Origin of the sequence: Streptomyces sp. YIM 121038, from assembly GCF_006088715.1 — a bacterium.
Classification (GTDB): domain Bacteria; phylum Actinomycetota; class Actinomycetes; order Streptomycetales; family Streptomycetaceae; genus Streptomyces.
On the sequence record NZ_CP030771.1, the window covers coordinates 8,696,782 to 8,712,841 of the forward strand.

Sequence of the window (16,060 nt, forward strand, 5' to 3'; positions counted from 1 at the left end):
CGTGCCGACCGAACTGCCGCTTCCCACCCGCCTCCCGCTCGCGGGGCGGTTCGCGATCGATCAGACCTGCATCGACTGCCGCCTCTGCCAGGACCTCGCACCACAGAACTTCGAGTGCGACGTCGACAACGACGTGCACTACGTCTGCAAACAGCCCGCAACGATGGATGAGCTCGAATGTGTCATCGACGCGCTGGAATCCTGCCCGACCGAATCGATCCGGTATCTGGCCGCGTCCACGGAGGAGTGATGGCGGAATGTCAAGCCTGGAACACCCGGGGCGAGCCGAAGCGGGTGCTGAACGCGCCGCCGACGGGCGGCGGACGACCGGCCTCGGACCGGTGGCCGAGAGCTACGACCAACTGCACCGCATCGACCTCCTCGCCCTGGCGCGGGAGTCGCGGGGAGTGCCCCCGGCGTCCTACGACTCGCTGGTGTGCGCCGTCTTCCAGGCCGCGGAAGTGTGCCTGCTCAACCTGGTGCGGATGGCGGCCCGGACGCAGGCGTGCGTCGAGGCGGAGGACATCGCGGGCGCGTCCCGCTCCATCCAGTGGAGCAACGGATTCCATCGGCTGCTGCGCAGGCTCGGCTCGGTGATGTTCGACTTCCGCAGCCTCTTCGGGGCCAGCAGCACCGCCGGATCCACGAGCATCAGCATCGCCGACTCCGCGGGGTACGCGGCGTACGCCGACGCACTGCGCGGCCTCGAAGGGACCGTGAAGGAGTCGCTGCTGCTCGGCGCGCCGGACGTGGCCCGCGCGACGATCGCGTCGAAGAGCATCGACGACTCCCTGTACCGCGTGCTGCACGGCATCAGGATCGGCTGTCACGACGCGACGAAGTGGGAGGGCGACCTCACCGGGGTCCCCGTGGAGACCCACAGCGGTGTGGACGAACTCCTCTCCACCGAGATCCTCGCGCGGGCGGTCGCCGCCACCGAGCTCAACGCGACGACGCTGCACGGCGAGTTCGTCGCCCTGCACCAGATCCCGGAGATCCTGTGCGCCGAGGCCAACGACCACCTCGAAGTCGCCATCCGGCACCTCCGCTCGTCGTCCCTGAGCGAGGCGTCGCAGCACCTCGCGGCCTGCCGCACGATGCTGGAGCCGATCGTCGAGGCGCAGCGCGTCATGGCCGAGCACCTGGCGACCGGTGAGTACCACGCCTTCCGTACGAATCTCGGCCCGGCGAGCGGTACGCACTCGCTGGCGATCAAACAGCACATGTTCAAGGACCTGTTCAAGCACCTGTGGAACGACATGGAGGCGTGGCTGGGCTCGCTGGGGGAGCCGTCCCTCGACGAAGCCGTGCGGCACATCGACGAGCGCCGCCACCAGGACCCGGCGGCATGGCTGCGGCACAGCGTGGTCGACCAGGCCTTCCAGCTGCACTTCGCCCACCAGGAGTGGCGGCACGAGCATCTGCACATGCCGCGCAACTGCCTGGGCAGCGGCGGGACGAAGTCGATGATCGGCATCCCCGACGGGCCCCAGGCGGTCTACAAGATGCGTGAGGCGGCGAACTGCCAGAGCGCGCTCGCCGCGGTGCACCGGGCCCGGCGCGTGAGCCTCGCGAACTCCGCGCCGGACTCACCGCTCGCCAAGCTCATCGCGGACCCGGCGTCGGTGGACTCCGAGCTGATGCGCGTGGTCGGCGAGGCGACGCGCGAGTACTTCCCGCAGGTGCAGGAGCAGAGCTACCAGCCGTTCCGCTCGGGTGCGGCCGAGCGAAACCCCTAGGAGTGCTGACGGTGACGACAGCAGAACCGAGGGCCTCCGACACCGCGGGGCCGAGCGACGACATCGAGATCCTGCCGGGCTCCTCCGGAGGCGCGTGGCGCGGGCAGGAGTACACGGCCAGTCTCCGCGACAAGCGGGAGGTCTGGTCCGAAGGGCGCCGGATCGACGTGACCGGCGAGCCGAGGTTCCAGCCGATGCTGACCACCCTGGCCGGTCTCTACGACGACCAGCACGCACCGGACCGCGCGGACGAGATGCTCTACCGGTCACCCACCACGGGCAGGCTCGTCAGCCGCTCCTACCTCGCCCCGTCGAGCAGGGAGGAACTCGGCCTGAAGTGGCGGAACTCCCGCCGCTGGGCGCAGAGTTCGGGCGGCCAGCTCTCCCGGGTGCCCGACTTCATGGCGAACGTCGTCGTCGGGCTCTACGACTACCGCTTCGAGCTGGCGAAGGTGGATCCGGAGTTCGGCCGCAACGCGGAGAACTACTACCACCACTGCCGCGAGAACGACCTCTCGCTCACGCACGGCCTGGGCGACCCCCAGATCGACCGGTCGTCGAGCCCCGTCGAGCGCCCCGAACTCGGGCTGCGCGTGGTGCGCCGCGGCGCGGACGGCATCGTCGTACGGGGCGCCAAACAGATCGCGACCCTGGCCCCCTACGCCCATGACGTGCTCATCTACCTCTCCCCGGCGAACTACCTCCGCGAGGACCCGGCCTTCGTCTGCTGGTTCGGCATCCCCATCGCCACCCCGGGCCTTCGCGTGCTGTGCCGGAAGTCGTACGTCGACGCGTCCGGCGGCCTGGCCTCGCGGTTCGACGAGCAGGACGCCATGCTCGTGTTCGACGACGTGTTCGTGCCGATGTCGCGGGTGTTCCTGCTCGACGACTCCGGCGTGGCCGCCCGGGGGTTCCACGAGCTCAACAAGTGGTCGCTCTACACCGGCCAGCTCCGCTTCTACTACCGGCTGCGGACCATGCTCGGTGTGGCCTCGCTCCTCGCCCAGTCGATCGGCGTCGACAAGTTCCGCGAAGTCAGTGCCATGCTCGGCGAGTTGACGTCGTACGTGGAGATCGTGCGCCTCGGGCTCGCCGCGGTGGACGCCGAGGCCGTGCCGACCGCGTCCGGCCTGCTCGCCCCGGGCTCCACGGCCGCCCTCGACGCCGTCGCCGGGGGCTTCTCGGCCCGGGCGTCGGCCATCATCCGGCAGATCGGCGCCTCGGGCCTGATCATGCAGCCCACGCACGGCGACCTGGGCGCGGCCGAGCTGCGCGACGTCCTGGACACCTATATGTGCGGGCGGGACATCGGCGTGGACGAGAAGGCCCGGATCTTCGGTCTCGCCGCGGACCTCGTCGTCGACCGCTTCGGGATGCGCCAGGAGCTGTACGAGTCCTGGAACCGCGGTGACCCGGCCCGGGTCCGCTCGATGCTGTACGCCACGTATCCGGACCTGGAACGGTGCGAGAGCCAGGTCCGCGAGCTGCTCGCAGGACGGAACGGCAGCCATGGGTCCTGACAGCATCGTTCTCGAAGGAGTGGCCACCCACAATTTGAAGTCCGTCGACGTCTCGTTTCCCAAGGGAAAGCTGGTCGTCGCCGTCGGGGTCTCGGGTTCGGGCAAGTCGTCCCTCGTCATCGACACCCTGTTCGAGCATTCCAAGTCGCTGTATCTGGGTGCCCTGTCGAGCAAGTCCCTCGACATGGGGGACGGCGACTACCAATTCGACCGCATCGCGGGCACCCAGCCGCCCGTGGCGCTGCGCCAGCGCGACGGCGGCCTGTCGAATCCGCGCTCGACCGTCGGCACGCTCACCGGTCTCGACGGGCTCTACCGGCTGCTGTTCGGGGCGGGCTCCAGGCCCGTCTGCCCGGCCTGCCTGGGGCCGACGAAGCCGGACCTGTTCTGCGACGACTGCGGCTGTTTCGCCGAACCGCACACGGCCCGGCACTTCAGTCCCAACAGGAAGGAGGGCAAGTGTCTGCACTGCGACGGCGTCGGCGAGATCGTCGATTTCTCGCTGGAGAAAATCATTCCCGACCCGTCGAAGACGCTGCGGGAAATCTGGGACAACGCCGATCCGGGCACGTTCGCGATTCCCAATGTGCGCAAGGTCTTCGAAGCGATGGCCGCGGACACGGGCCTGGACCTCGACACCCCCTATGAATCGTTGAGTCCGGAACAATGTGAGCGGGTGCTCCACGGCACGGACACGGTGTACACGATCAAGGTCCGTAAGGTCACCAACGACTTCCGCTTCGAAGGAATTCTGGGATTCCTCCAGCGCTCGTACAAGAACACCTCGTCCGCGTCGCGGCGCAACGCGTTCACGAACTACCTGGGAAAGGAGCCGTGTTCCGCGTGCGCGGGCGGACGGCTCAGGCCCGAGTCGCTCAAGGCGACGGTCGCCGGGCACACCTTCCACGACTTCCAGAGCGACGAGCTGTCGCACTCGATCGCCCGGCTGCGGGAGAGCCTGTCGTCGGGCGGTCTGCCGCCGCAGGTCCGCGAGCTCGCGACGGCCATCGTCAAACAGAGTGCAAACATCGTGGAGGTCGGTCTGGGCCATCTGCACCTGCAACGACCCGTGGCGACGCTGTCCGGCGGCGAGCTCCAGCGGCTCCTCCTCGCGCAGCACCTCGCGAGCGATCTGACCGGCGTCATGTACGTCCTGGACGAGCCCACCGCGGGACTCCACGAGAGCGACACGGGCAGGCTCCTCACCTCGCTGCGCCGGCTCAGGGACCTCGGGAACACCGTCATCGTCATCGAGCACGACGAGACCGTCATCAGGGCCGCCGACTGGATCGTGGAGCTGGGCCCGGGCGCGGGGTCGCGCGGCGGCGAGGTCGTCTTCGAGGGCCGCTTCGCCGACCTCCTGCGCGTCGGCCGGTCGCCGACGGCGGCCGCCCTGCTGTCCCGCGCGCCGTCCCGCACCAAGTCCGACCTGAGTGACGGGGCGTGGCTCGAGGTGCGCGACATCTCCCGCAACAACGTCGTACGGGAGGCCGCGAGGTTCCCGGTCGGCGGGCTCACCTGCGTCTCCGGCGTGTCGGGGGCGGGCAAGAGCTCGCTGGTGGCGGGCGTCCACGACGCCGTGTCGCGGGCCATCGCCCGGCGCGTGGCGGGCGTGGCGGACGACAGCGCCGACGTCACGGGCGCGGCCGCCCTGGACGAGGTCATCCACGTCGAGCAGCGCGCCATCGGCCGGTCGAGCCGCAGCACGCTCGTCACCTACATCGGCATCGGCGACCACATCCGGGACGCCTTCGCGGCCAGTGCCGACGCGGCCGAACGAGGCCTGAGCCGAGCGCAGTTCAGTCCGAACGTGCCCGGCGGCCGCTGCGAGGCGTGCAAGGGGCTCGGCCTCTCCGAGATCGAGATGACGCTCTTCAAGAGCGAGTTCATCGTGTGCCCGGAGTGCGAGGGACGCAAGTTCCAGGACCACGTGCTCGACGTGCGCCTGCGCGGCAGCAACATCCACGACGTCCTGTCGATGACCGTCGAGGACGCCCTCGGCTGGTTCGAGCCGGACAGCCACCCGAAGGTCGCCCAGGCCCTCACCGTCCTGAACGAGTTCGGCCTGGGGTATCTGCAACTGGGGTGCGCGACGACCACCCTCTCCGGCGGCGAGGCACAGCGGCTCAACCTCGCGAGCGAGCTGCTCACCCAGCGCCGCAGCCGCACGCTGTTCATCTTCGACGAGCCGACGCGCGGCCTGCACGCCGCCGACATCCGCCACCTCCTGACGCTGTTCGAGCGGCTGCTGTCCACGGGAAACACCATCATCGTCATCGAGCACCACACGAAGGTCATCTCGATCGCGGACTGGGTGGTCGACCTCGGCCCCGGCGCGGGCGGCGACGGCGGCCGCGTCATCCACTGCGGCACCCCCGAGGACCTCGCCGACAACCCGCACAGCAGCACGGGACAGTACGTGCGCGAACTCCGGGACGGTGTCGGCCCGCCGGTCCACCAGCCGCAGGCGGCCGACGCCTCCGGGGCCGTGGAACACGCGCGGCCGGGCGCGGCGCCCGATCTGCGGGGCCTCGCAAAGCTGCTGCCGCTGGCCATCACGGTGGTCGCCGGGACGAAGCGGCACGCGGAACAGAACGGGTCGACGCCCTACGGGCTCGTGATCGGCTCCCTCACCGTCGTCTCCGAGGAACTGGCGCTGATCGGCTTCCTGGTGCGGTCGCGCAGCACGAGCTGGTCGGCCATCGCGGGCGAGGGCCGGCTCTGCGTCAACGTCCTCGACGAACAGCAGACGGACGTGGCCGCCGCGCTCTCGCAGGGCAGGCCGGACAGCCGCTTCGAGGACCTGTCCTGGACCCCGTCGGCGAACGGCTGCCCCCGGCTCTCCGGCGCCTTCGGGACCATCGACTGCAGCCTGGAGTCGGCGTACCAGCTCGGCGATCACGAATTCGTCCTGGCGAAGGCCGTGAGCGTCGACATGAATCCCCAGCAGGACCGGCGGCCGCTGCTGCGCACCGGCCCGCCCGACAGCGCCCTGGACGCCTACGGATGGCGCCGCTACGACGAAGAGGCGGGGGTGAGGTGACGATGTCCGAGCCCGTATCGGGGCTGTACGAGCGCTTCCTGGAGCTCCTTTCGCCGGGGCCCGGCCCCGCCGGGCCGCCCCCGCTGAGCGAGGGCCGCGCACCGGCCCGTGCGCGCTACGGCGAGCGGATCGACGGCACGGGCCGCTCACACCCCGTCCTCATCACGCGGGACGAGTGGATCCTCGACCAGATCGACCTGGCCCGGTCCTTCGACCAGCTCCTGACGGCGGACGGCGTCGTCGTGGTGGCGGCCCCGTACGAACTGTCCTTCACCGGTGCCGGAGTCGACCGCGCCATCGAGCTGATCGGCGCGTCCGTGATCTCCGTCGGCACCAGCAACACCATCTGCCCGATGCCCCGGCTGCTCGCGCTGATCAAGGAGTACGAGGTGACGGCCCTGGTCTGCTCGCCGGGCCTGGCCACGGAACTGGCCGGACTCGCGCTCGCGTCGGAGCAGCCGCTCGACCACTCGACCGTCCGCTCCGTGATCTGCGTCGGGGAGGCCTGCTCGCGCAAGCGCCTGGACCGGATCGGCGCCGCGTGGGGGGCGCGGGCCTGCGCGCTCTACGGGACCGCGTCGACGCCCACCGTGGCCGTTCCGTGCGCGTACGGCGCGCTGCACGTGTGCGACCACCGGCTGCGGGCGTCCGTCCGGGACGTGCCGAGCGGCGGGACCGCCCCCGACGGGGCCCGTGTGCGGGGCGCCGTCACCCGCGGCGAACTGCTGCTCGCCGCCGCGGACACCGGCTCGCCGGACGGCGAGAGCCGTGCGACCGGTGAGCTGGTCGAACTGGGGCCCGCGGACCGCGCGTGCGCCTGCGGTGCGAGGAGCGCCGTCCTGACTCCGCTCGGCCGTGTGAGCGAGGCGGTCGCCGCCCGCCGCGGGCCGGTCTCCGCGGTCGACGTGGAGCGCGTCGTCTTCGACTGCGCCGAGCTGGCGCCGCACTTCGCCTGCGCCGTCCGGGAGGGCGGATTCGACGTGACGTGCGCGGTCACGGACGGCGGGACGGTCCGCGACGGAGAGGCGAAACGGTCACTGGAGAAGCGGATCCGCGCGGAGCTGGACGTCGACGCCGACGTCCGGATCGTCGCCGTGCACGACTGGAACACCGCCGTGTCCTGACCTTCTCCCGGCCGTGGCGAAGCCCTCGCCGCGGCCGAACCACCGGTGGCATCTCGAGGAGACGAGACGTATGAGGGTAGCGGTAGTACAGACCCGCTGGGCCGACGATCACCACGAAGGCCTGCAGAGCGCGTACAAGGCGATCGAGGAAGTCTGCGGCGGCGGCGACATCGACATGGTCTGCTTCCCCGAGTTCCTGCTCGGCCCGCCGTGGTACATGCCGGGCCAGGACGGGTTGCGGGGGCACACCGACACCCCCGTCCCCGGGCCCGTCGTCGACGGCTTCCAGTCCCTGGCCCGCAAGGTCGACACGAACATCCTCCTGGGCTCGATCGTGGAGGACCTCCAGGACGGGATGTACCGGAACACCTCGCTCGTCATCGGCCGCCAGGGAGCCATCACCGACCGCGCCGTCAAGGCGCACGCGTTCGGCAACGAGATGGTCGTGTGCCGCCAGGCCGAGTCGCTCGGCGTCATGCGGACCGAGTTCGGCCTGATCGGCGTGGCCGTGTGCTCGGACTTCTGGATCCCGGAAGTCATCCGGCTGCTCGCCCTCGCCGGGGCGCGCACCGTCTTCGTGCCGGGCGGGACGCTCCGCCAGAACCAGGCGCTGATGGTGAACGCGCTGCGCACCGCGGCGTACCTGAACGACGTCACCATCGTCTACGCCAGCTCGGTCGGCGTCGTCAGGGGCGTGCGCGGGGACCGCCTCGTCGAGATCCACTTCGCCGGTACGAGCCTGGTCACCACGCCGGGCGGCATCGTCGCCCAGGCGGGCAGCGACGAGCCGGAGGTGCTGGTCGTCGACCTCCCGGCCCCGGCCGACGGCGACGGGTCCCCGGGCGGCGACGGCCGGCGCTGGCAGGAGCTGCGCAGGCCCGGCGCGTACGGGGCGCTCCTGAACGGCTACGTCGGAGCGCACCGCGACCTCGCCGCCGAACTGCGGTCGAGCATGGCCGGGGCGAGCGGCGGCGCGGCGGAGCGAGGTCGCCCGGTCGGGTCGACCCCAAGGAGTGAGGGGACGGGTTCGTGACCATCTTCGTAGCGCAGCACGCGCGGCGTCCGAGCGCCGAGGCGACGGTCGAAGTCGTCCTGGACGACCTCGACAGCTGGGTGAGCGCCGAGGCCAAGTTCGTCGTCCTGCCGGAGAACGTGTTCGCCGGCGGCGACGGCTCCGTGGTCCTGCCGCTCCACCTGCGGGAGCGGTGCCTGGAGCGCCTGACGAGGCTGGCGCGCAGGCGCGGCACCTACGTCCTCACCGGCTCGTGGGCCGAGGAGCGCTCCGGCGGCGACCCGGTGCAGGTGACCCGGCTGCTCGACCCGAGCGGTGCGGTCCGCGCGCAGGTGGAGCGGCCGCTCCTGCCCGACGGGACGACGGGCACCGGGGACGACTTCCCGGTCGTCGAGACCGAGTTCGGCCACGTCGGCGTCTTGCTCGGCCCCGACTTCTGGCTGGTCGAGCCGCCGCGCATCGAGTGCCTCGGCGGCGCGGAGCTGCTCCTCGTGGCGGGCTCGCTCGACGGCAGGGAGCAGGCCGCGCAGCGGGCCGCCGTCTGGGGCATCGCGACCCTCAACACCGTCGCGGTGGCCTTCGCGAGCTCCCTCAGCGACCGCTCCGGCGGGGGCAGCGCCGTGGCGATGCCCGAGGGGTTCGCCGCCGAGGGGGACACGCACGAGACCGTCCTCGAAGCGCCCTGGGACCTCGAACGCGTCCGCTACCTCAGGGAGCCCGACCTGCGCTTCCAACAGACGCTGTGGTTCGGCCTGTGGGCACGCCGGCCCGACCTGTACGCGGCGCTCGTGGACGGCCACGGGGCGGCCGGGCACCCGAGCAGGGCGCGGGTGAGCTGAGATGCGAAGCGACGGCATTCCCGCGTCCGTCGTCCGGCGCCGGATCGCGGCCGAGATGGACGACGACGTTCCGTGGAACCGCGTGCTCAACTCCATCTGCACCGAACCGCACCCCCTGGGCGTGGAGACGGCCGCGGCCGCGGCGCACACCAACCTGGGCGACGTCCGCATCTTCCGCGGGTCCAAGCGGATCGAGCGCAAGGCGGTCCAACTGCTCCTCTCCCTGCTCGGCAACCCCGAGGGCTCCGGGAACCTGGTGTCCGGCGGGACCGAGGCCAACCTCATCGCGATGCTGGTGGCCCGCGAGTCGGCCCGCGCCCGGGGCCGGCTCACGGACCGCCCCGAGGTCGTCGTCAGCAGCACCGTGCACTTCTCGTTCACCAAGGTCTTCGGGCTGCTCGGCCTGACACCGGTCGTCGTCCCCGTCGACGCGGCGCTGCGCCTGCCCGCCGACGAGGTGGCCCGGCACCTCAACGAGCACACCATCGCGGTCGTCGCCACCGCGGGCAGCAGCGAGTTCGGCGTGGTCGACGCGGTGGACGCGATCGCCCGCGCCGTGTCCCCGCACGAGGTCCATCTGCACGTCGACGCGGCCACGGGCGGCTTCATCATCCCCTTCGCCCGCGAACTGGGCCACGATCTGCCGCAGTTCGACTTCTCGGTCGACGGCGTCGACTCGATCACCATCGACCCGCACAAATACGGGCTCGTCAGCGTGCCCGCCGGCGCGATCCTGTTCCGGGGTGCCGAGGACGCCGGGAAATTCGCCTTCGACTCGTTCTTCATCGACACACCGACCCACCACACGTTCCTCGGCACGCGCCCCGGGGGCGCCGCCGTCGCGACCTACGCCGTCCTCGAACACCTGGGACATTCGGGATTCCTGTCGATCACGCGCACCAACTACGAGGTGACCGCTCATCTTGTGGCCGGGCTTCGAGCGGCCGGGTACACCTTGTTCATCGAGCCGGAGCTGAACATCGTCGTCGTCAGAATGCCGAACGCCTCGAAGATTTCGGAGCGGCTCGAATCGTGGGGCTGGATCGTCTCGACGTCGAAGCGGTTCGTCGAGACCCTGCGCCTCGTCGTCGCCCGGCACGTCACACGGGAAATGGTCGACGAATTCATTCCCGTGCTCGACCGGGCCCGCAAGGAAACAGAGGCCGAGGTGGCGGCGGAGTGATGTCAGCGAGCCATGCGGCAGCCGAACGGACGGGAGCCGCGCGATGAGCCTGTTCCGCGGCCCCGCCACGCGAATCGCCGCGATCCAGATGTGGATCGAACCCGGAATGCGGGAGGAGAACCAGGCGCGCGCGGCAAAGATGCTCGCGGTCGCGGCCGAGCGGAAGGCGGATCTGGTGTGCCTGCCGGGCGCGTTCGCGACCGGGGTCAATTTCCCCACGCTGCGCGCGGACGCGACCGCGAGCGACGGCCCCGTGGTGGAATTCCTCGCGGACCAGGCCCGCGGTCTGGGAATCCACATCGCCGCGGGCGTCCTCGTGGCCGACGGCCGTGACGTCTACGACGCGGCCGTGCTCGTCGGGCCCTCGGGGGACGCCCTCGGCTGGTACCACCGGGCGTGCGTCTGGGCGGGGGAGGCGGAGTACGTGACCGCCGGGGTGCCGGGCACCGCCATCGACACGCCCGTCGGGCGGATCGGGCTCCTCGTCGGCTACGACATCCGCTTCCCGGAGGCCGCCAGGCCGTACCTGCTCCAGGGCGCCGACGTCGTCCTCTGCGCGGCGAACCTGTTCGCGCCCTACTCGCACCCGGTGCGGTCGATCTGCCGCGCCCGGGCCGCGGACAACGAGTGCGCGCTCGTCCTGGCCAGCGCCGTCGGGGAGAACCGGTTCGCGATGATGCCCTATCTCGGCCGCAGCCTGATCGTCGACGGTCTCGTGCAGGACGCCCGCGAGGACCCCGAGGCGGACGTCCTCGCCGAGGCGGGCGCGGGCACGCGCGACACCGTGATCGACGCGGCCGTGCACCTGCGGCAGCGGCGCAAGCTGCGCGCGGGGCTGCCGTTCCACGACGACGCCCGCTCGACCTGGGCCACCGCCCACAAGGGGGCGTGAGCGATGAGGACAGGCCGTATGCGGGCGGACCGCGCCCGGTCGGAGCGCTCCGGCTGGCTCGCGGACGTGAGCGGGCTCGTCGCCATGGACCTCCGGCAGTTCCTCGACCACCGCCTGTTCGCGGTGTCGACCCTCCTGACGTCCGTGTCGATGGTGCTCGCGTTCGGCGCGGCGACCGACCAGATGGTGAGCCCTTCGGACTCGGCCACCAACTACTTCGGATTCGTCTTCCCGGGCATCGTCGCCTCGGGCATCATGTTCAGCTGCACCTACACCGTCGGCTACACGATGATCATCGATCGGAATCGAAGAACGATCGAGGATCTCATCCTGTCGCCCCTCTCGTACTCGGGATTCCTGCTCGCCAGGCTCATCGGCGTCGTGTTGAAGTGCCTCTTCCAGTTCGTCCTCGTCCTCATTCTCGGAGTCTGGGTCTTCGACGCCCGGATCGAGTCGATGCCGCTCTTCGTCCTCGGCTTCCTGACGACCTGTATGGCCTTCGCGGGACTCGGAATCCTGGTCGCGACGTACACGAACGAGATCTCGTTCCCGGGGGTCGTGAACATCATCGTGATCCCCCTCATGTATTTCGCGGGCATCTTCTTTCCCCTGCGGAACCTCGGAACTCTGGGGTCCGTCTTCGAAAGGCTGCCGCTCGCCGTACACGTCGAGATCTTCCGGGCGGCCACCGGGGAAGGGCCTTCGGTATCGGCCTTGTCGCTGCTTCTCGCCGTCGCCTATGCTCTGCTGGCGGTCGGTATCGCCTCGTTCGCATTCCGCTGGAGGATCGGCCATGGCTGATACGGCAAGGGGCGCCGCGGCGCCCGTGCTTTCGGTAGCGAAGCTCGAATACCGCGTCAGTCCGAACTTCGCGCTCCGCCACATAGAATTCTCCGTCACCGCCGGTGAGGGCGTCGCCGTCATCGGCACGAACGGCTCCGGAAAAACCACGCTGATCCGGCTCATCGCGGGCCTGCTGCGCCCGGGCGACGGCACGGTGGAGATCTGCGGAACGCCGCCGCGCCGCTGGGGCCAGGTCAGCCGGCACATCGGCTACGTCCAGCAGACGAAGGAACTGCCCGACGGCGTCTCGGTCGAGACGTACGTCAAGCACCAACTCAAGCTCCGGCGGGCCGACGCGGGCCGCTACGAGGAACTCATCGCCCTGGCCGACCTCGAACGCCACCACGACCAGTACGTCCGCACCCTCTCCGGGGGAAGCCAGCGCAAGCTGCACGTCATCTGCGCGGTCGCGCACCGCCCCGATCTCCTGATCCTCGACGAGCCGACGACGGGGCTCGACCCGACCGCGCGCGAGACCCTCCTTGAGCTGCTGCGGAGCCTGAAGCGGGACGGCGTCGGCGTCCTCTTCGCCAGCCATCACCGGGACGAACTCGTCGCGCTCGCCGACTCCGTCGTGGTGCTCCACGAGGGGCGCCAGATCAAGGACGCCTCACTGGCGGCCGTCACGCGGTCGGGCGAGCGGTCGAGCCTGGTCCTGGAGGCGTTCGCCGAACCGCACCTCGCGCAGCTGCGGTCCTGGGCGGCGCGTCAGGTGATGACGAGCGGTCTGATCCGGTCCGCCCACGACGTCGAGAACGGAGTGAGGATCGCACTGAGTGCGGGCGACCACCGGAACTCTCTGGCGGAGGTGGTGGCCCGTGCGCATGCCGAGGGCATCGCGCTCCGCTCCGTTTCCTACTTCGCGCCCACTCTGGCGGACGTCGTCCGAGCCATCGTCGAGCAAGCCGAATTGGAGCAACTGGTATGAGCATCACCACGACCAGCATGCCGTTCTGGAAAGAGTATCCCGAGCGCGACAACGAGTGGGTGCGCCAGTACCCGACGAAGCACGTGCCGGTCGCCGAGGAAGAGGTCTTCGCCCGCAAGCCCATGGGGGCGTACGTCCACATCCCGTTCTGCAACCGCCTGTGCTTCAGCTGCCCCTACATCAAGCACCAGACCGACCGCGACCTGACCCGGACCTATCTGGACGCCCTGAAGGCCGAGATCACCAACTACGCCGGTCGCCCCTACGTCCAGGACCACGAGATCACCCTGGGCTACATCGGCGGGGGAACGCCGACCGCGCTCACCGCACCCCAGCTCGACGACCTGCTCGGGCACCTCTTCGGCAGCCTGCACATGGCCGAGGACGCGGACTTCTCCATCGAGACGACGCCCGTCGACATCACCGAGCGCAAGGCCCGGGTCCTGCTGGAGCGGGGCGTACGGCGCGTCAGCCTCGGCGTGCAGACCTTCGTGGCGGAGGAGCTGAAGAACCTGGGCAGGCCCAACGACCCGGAGATGCTGAAGAACAGCATCCGCCTGCTCCGCGCGTGCGGTTTCGAGAACATCAACATCGACCTGATGCACGGCATCAACGGGCAGACGATGGAGAGCTGGGAGCACAGCCTCGACGTCGCCATCGAGCTCGGTGTGACCTGTGTGTCCTTCTACACCTACATGGAGTTCGCGCAGGTCTCCACGAAGCGGCGCAAGCTCCCGCCCGTGCCCGACCGGGCCGTCGTCGACGACATGTTCCTCTTCGCCGCCGACAAACTCACCCGCCACGGCTTCCTTGGCTACTACGGCGACTGCTTCGCCAAGCCCGGGTACCAGCCGAAGTACGGCGAGACGTCGTGGAGCGAGGACGTGCCGATCATCCCGCTCGGCCCCACCGCGACCGGCCACCTGCGCGACTACTGGTACTTCAACGAGCCCGACATCGGCCGCTACATCGAGACCGTGCGGGACGGCCGCCTGCCCATCGCCATGGGCAAGCACATCACCAAGTCCGAGGCGATCCGGCGCTCCATGGTCCTCGGGGTCAAGGCCGGACGCGTCGACCGGGAGACCTTCCGCAGGCTGCACGGCGTCGACTTCGTCGAGACGTTCCGCGCCGAGATCGACGACCTCGTCGACAAGGGACTGGTCACCGTCGACGAGAAGGGCATCGAGGTCACCGGGCCCAAGGGCTGGTACTACCTCGACAACATCTCGAAGGCGTTCTACTCGCAGGAGTACCGGCGCTACCCCCAGCACCTGGGCGCCGACATCTCGAACTTCATCTCGTCGCGTTCGCTGCCCCTGGAGATCATCACCAGGCCGTCGGCCGAGGAGGCCTGCCATGACCACTGACACACGGCTCCTCGACCTGGACGCCCGGGTGCCGCAGACGGCCCCGTACGCCGACATCGAGGGCGTGCGCGCCTACGACCTCGGCATGCGCCGCTCCGCGCTGATGGCGTACAAGCGGCCCACCGACCGCATCATGGCCCACGTCCGGGACGGGATGACCGACCTCGTCGAAGTGGGCTTCAACACCGGCCTGTTGTCCCTGCACGTCGCCGGGAAGCTGCCGCACCTGGCGGTGTCCGGGGTGGAGGAGAACCAGAACCTGGTCGACGTCGCCGAGGACAACCTGACGCTCGCCGTGTGGGCGAACACCGAGGGCGACGTCGAGTTCGAACTCGCCAAGCTGAGCCGGCTGCCGTTCCCCGACGACTCGGCGGACATCGTGTTCTCGTTCTCCTCCCTGCACCGCTGGCGCAGGCCCGTCGAGACCCTGAAGGAGTGCGCCCGGATCTGCAAGCCCGACGGCCTCGTGATCATCGAGGACATCAACCGGCACGCGGAGGAGGGGCACATCACCTTCATCCTCCAGTTCGTGAAGGAGGGCGGCGACGAGTTCATGAGGTCGCTGCAGTCGGCGTACTGCCGCGAGGAAGCGGTCGATCTGCTCGGCCAGGCCGGTCTTGCGGACTGGCACGTGGTCGAGGAGGACCTCGGCCTCGTCATCTCCTCGCGCCCCATCGAGCCCGTGAGCATGTGATGTCGGCCGTCACGATCGCAGTCGTCCAGATGGAGTCGAAGCTCGGACGGCACACGGCGAACATGCGGCGCGCCGAGCGGTACGTCGCGGAGGCGGTGGGGCGCGGAGCGACCCTCGTCTGTCTGCCCGAGGCCTTTCTGACGTCGGGCAACATCCTTGAGGTCGCGGACGTGGCGGTCCCGATCCCGGGCCCGGAGACCGACCGCCTGGGCGAGCTGGCCCGGGACGCGAACATCCACCTCGTCGCCGGTCTCCTGGAGCGCGGCGACGACGGCGCGTACTACAGCACCTCGGTCCTGTTCGGCCCGGACGGGACCCTCGTCGGCCGCTACCGGCGCGTGCACTGCCACGAACTGGAGAGCCGGTATCTGTCCAGCGGCTCGGACTACCCCGTCTTCGACGTCGAGTTCGGACGCGTCGGCCTCCTCCAGGGCTACGACATCAACTTCCCCGAGGCCGCGCGGGAGTACTACCGCCGGGGCGTCGACATGCTGGTGTGCTCGGCCCTGGTCCCCGAGATGTTCGGGTACGTGGCGAACCTCCGGCTCCTCGCGCGGGCCGTGGACACCGAGTGCGTCATCGCGTTCGCGTCCGGCATCGGTACGAACCTGTACGCGGGCTTCGGCTACATGGGGTGCAGCCAGGTCGTGGCGGACCCCCTGTTCCTGGAGGCGGAGCAGTTCGACTTCGTCGACGGCGACGAACGCATGGTCTTCCTGGAGAGCGGCGAAGGCGTGGGCGTCGTCGAGGTCGACATGGAGCGCATGCGCCGCTACCGGAAGTCGGCCACCTTGCGCGCGGACCTCCAGCCTGCGACGTACTGGCGGTCCCTCGAGGTCGCGGGCGCTCCTGACGCGGGCGAACGGAAGTGAT

14 protein-coding genes are annotated in these 16,060 nt (G+C 70.0%); all 14 read left to right on the plus strand.

Annotation, left to right across the window (positions count from 1 at the left end; translation table 11 throughout):
* Position 1 precedes the first annotated feature (1 nt).
* The 14 genes from C9F11_RS36305 to C9F11_RS36370 all read left to right on the plus strand — a co-directional run bounded on the left by C9F11_RS36305 (position 2) and on the right by C9F11_RS36370 (position 16,059).
* Positions 2–250: a ferredoxin gene (locus tag C9F11_RS36305; RefSeq protein WP_138963731.1), complete on the plus strand. Its 249-nt coding sequence runs from the start codon at positions 2–4 to the stop codon at positions 248–250.
* Positions 251–257: 7 nt separating this feature from the next.
* On the plus strand, positions 258–1,739 hold the full coding sequence (locus C9F11_RS36310) for a hypothetical protein (protein WP_138963733.1): 1,482 nt from the start codon (positions 258–260) through the stop codon (positions 1,737–1,739).
* Positions 1,740–1,750: 11 nt separating this feature from the next.
* Positions 1,751–3,259 carry a 4-hydroxyphenylacetate 3-hydroxylase N-terminal domain-containing protein gene (locus C9F11_RS36315; protein WP_249402031.1) on the plus strand — a complete coding sequence of 503 codons (1,509 nt, stop codon included), beginning with the start codon at positions 1,751–1,753 and terminating at the stop codon, positions 3,257–3,259.
* Positions 3,249–6,302, plus strand: coding sequence for a flavin reductase (locus tag C9F11_RS36320; protein WP_138963735.1), 3,054 nt, complete (start codon positions 3,249–3,251; stop codon positions 6,300–6,302). Before C9F11_RS36315 ends, C9F11_RS36320 begins: the two co-directional genes overlap by 11 nt.
* Before the next feature lie 2 nt (positions 6,303–6,304).
* Positions 6,305–7,426, plus strand: coding sequence for a hypothetical protein (locus C9F11_RS36325; protein WP_249402032.1), 1,122 nt, complete (start codon positions 6,305–6,307; stop codon positions 7,424–7,426).
* Between the two features lie 70 nt (positions 7,427–7,496).
* A complete protein-coding gene (locus C9F11_RS36330) occupies positions 7,497–8,459 on the plus strand; it encodes a carbon-nitrogen hydrolase family protein (protein ID WP_138963739.1) in 963 nt (320 codons plus the stop codon).
* Positions 8,456–9,277 (plus strand): carbon-nitrogen hydrolase family protein, encoded by an 822-nt coding sequence (locus tag C9F11_RS36335; protein WP_138963741.1) that lies wholly within the window; start codon positions 8,456–8,458, stop codon positions 9,275–9,277. Before C9F11_RS36330 ends, C9F11_RS36335 begins: the two co-directional genes overlap by 4 nt.
* A 1-nt stretch (position 9,278) precedes the next feature.
* A complete protein-coding gene (gene mfnA, locus C9F11_RS36340) occupies positions 9,279–10,460 on the plus strand; it encodes a tyrosine decarboxylase MfnA (protein ID WP_138963743.1) in 1,182 nt (393 codons plus the stop codon).
* Positions 10,461–10,503: 43 nt separating this feature from the next.
* Positions 10,504–11,352 carry a carbon-nitrogen hydrolase family protein gene (locus C9F11_RS36345; protein WP_138963745.1) on the plus strand — a complete coding sequence of 283 codons (849 nt, stop codon included), beginning with the start codon at positions 10,504–10,506 and terminating at the stop codon, positions 11,350–11,352.
* Positions 11,353–11,370: 18 nt separating this feature from the next.
* On the plus strand, positions 11,371–12,153 hold the full coding sequence (locus tag C9F11_RS36350; protein ID WP_138963747.1) for an ABC transporter permease: 783 nt from the start codon (positions 11,371–11,373) through the stop codon (positions 12,151–12,153).
* On the plus strand, positions 12,146–13,123 hold the full coding sequence (locus tag C9F11_RS36355) for an ABC transporter ATP-binding protein (protein ID WP_138963749.1): 978 nt from the start codon (positions 12,146–12,148) through the stop codon (positions 13,121–13,123). The genes C9F11_RS36350 and C9F11_RS36355 overlap by 8 nt, the downstream gene beginning before the upstream one ends.
* Positions 13,120–14,493: a coproporphyrinogen-III oxidase family protein gene (locus C9F11_RS36360; protein ID WP_138963751.1), complete on the plus strand. Its 1,374-nt coding sequence runs from the start codon at positions 13,120–13,122 to the stop codon at positions 14,491–14,493. Before C9F11_RS36355 ends, C9F11_RS36360 begins: the two co-directional genes overlap by 4 nt.
* Complete coding sequence (locus tag C9F11_RS36365) at positions 14,483–15,187, plus strand: class I SAM-dependent methyltransferase (RefSeq protein ID WP_138963753.1); 705 nt, start codon at positions 14,483–14,485, stop codon at positions 15,185–15,187. Before C9F11_RS36360 ends, C9F11_RS36365 begins: the two co-directional genes overlap by 11 nt.
* Positions 15,187–16,059, plus strand: a complete 873-nt coding sequence (locus C9F11_RS36370) for a carbon-nitrogen hydrolase family protein (RefSeq protein WP_138963755.1) — start codon at positions 15,187–15,189, stop codon at positions 16,057–16,059. Before C9F11_RS36365 ends, C9F11_RS36370 begins: the two co-directional genes overlap by 1 nt.
* Position 16,060: the final 1 nt, after the last annotated feature.

Bases quoted from the DNA above. Each gene is read 5' to 3' on its own strand.
- mfnA (WP_138963743.1), top strand. From the start codon at position 9,279: ATGCGAAGCGACGGCATTCCCGCGTCCGTCGTCCGGCGCCGGATCGCG.
- C9F11_RS36350 (WP_138963747.1), top strand. From the start codon at position 11,371: ATGCGGGCGGACCGCGCCCGGTCGGAGCGCTCCGGCTGGCTCGCGGAC.
- C9F11_RS36330 (WP_138963739.1), top strand. From the start codon at position 7,497: ATGAGGGTAGCGGTAGTACAGACCCGCTGGGCCGACGATCACCACGAA.
- C9F11_RS36370 (WP_138963755.1), top strand. From the start codon at position 15,187: ATGTCGGCCGTCACGATCGCAGTCGTCCAGATGGAGTCGAAGCTCGGA.
- C9F11_RS36310 (WP_138963733.1), top strand. From the start codon at position 258: ATGTCAAGCCTGGAACACCCGGGGCGAGCCGAAGCGGGTGCTGAACGC.
- C9F11_RS36345 (WP_138963745.1), top strand. From the start codon at position 10,504: ATGAGCCTGTTCCGCGGCCCCGCCACGCGAATCGCCGCGATCCAGATG.
- C9F11_RS36360 (WP_138963751.1), top strand. From the start codon at position 13,120: ATGAGCATCACCACGACCAGCATGCCGTTCTGGAAAGAGTATCCCGAG.
- C9F11_RS36325 (WP_249402032.1), top strand. From the start codon at position 6,305: ATGTCCGAGCCCGTATCGGGGCTGTACGAGCGCTTCCTGGAGCTCCTT.
- C9F11_RS36320 (WP_138963735.1), top strand. From the start codon at position 3,249: ATGGGTCCTGACAGCATCGTTCTCGAAGGAGTGGCCACCCACAATTTG.
- C9F11_RS36355 (WP_138963749.1), top strand. From the start codon at position 12,146: ATGGCTGATACGGCAAGGGGCGCCGCGGCGCCCGTGCTTTCGGTAGCG.
- C9F11_RS36365 (WP_138963753.1), top strand. From the start codon at position 14,483: ATGACCACTGACACACGGCTCCTCGACCTGGACGCCCGGGTGCCGCAG.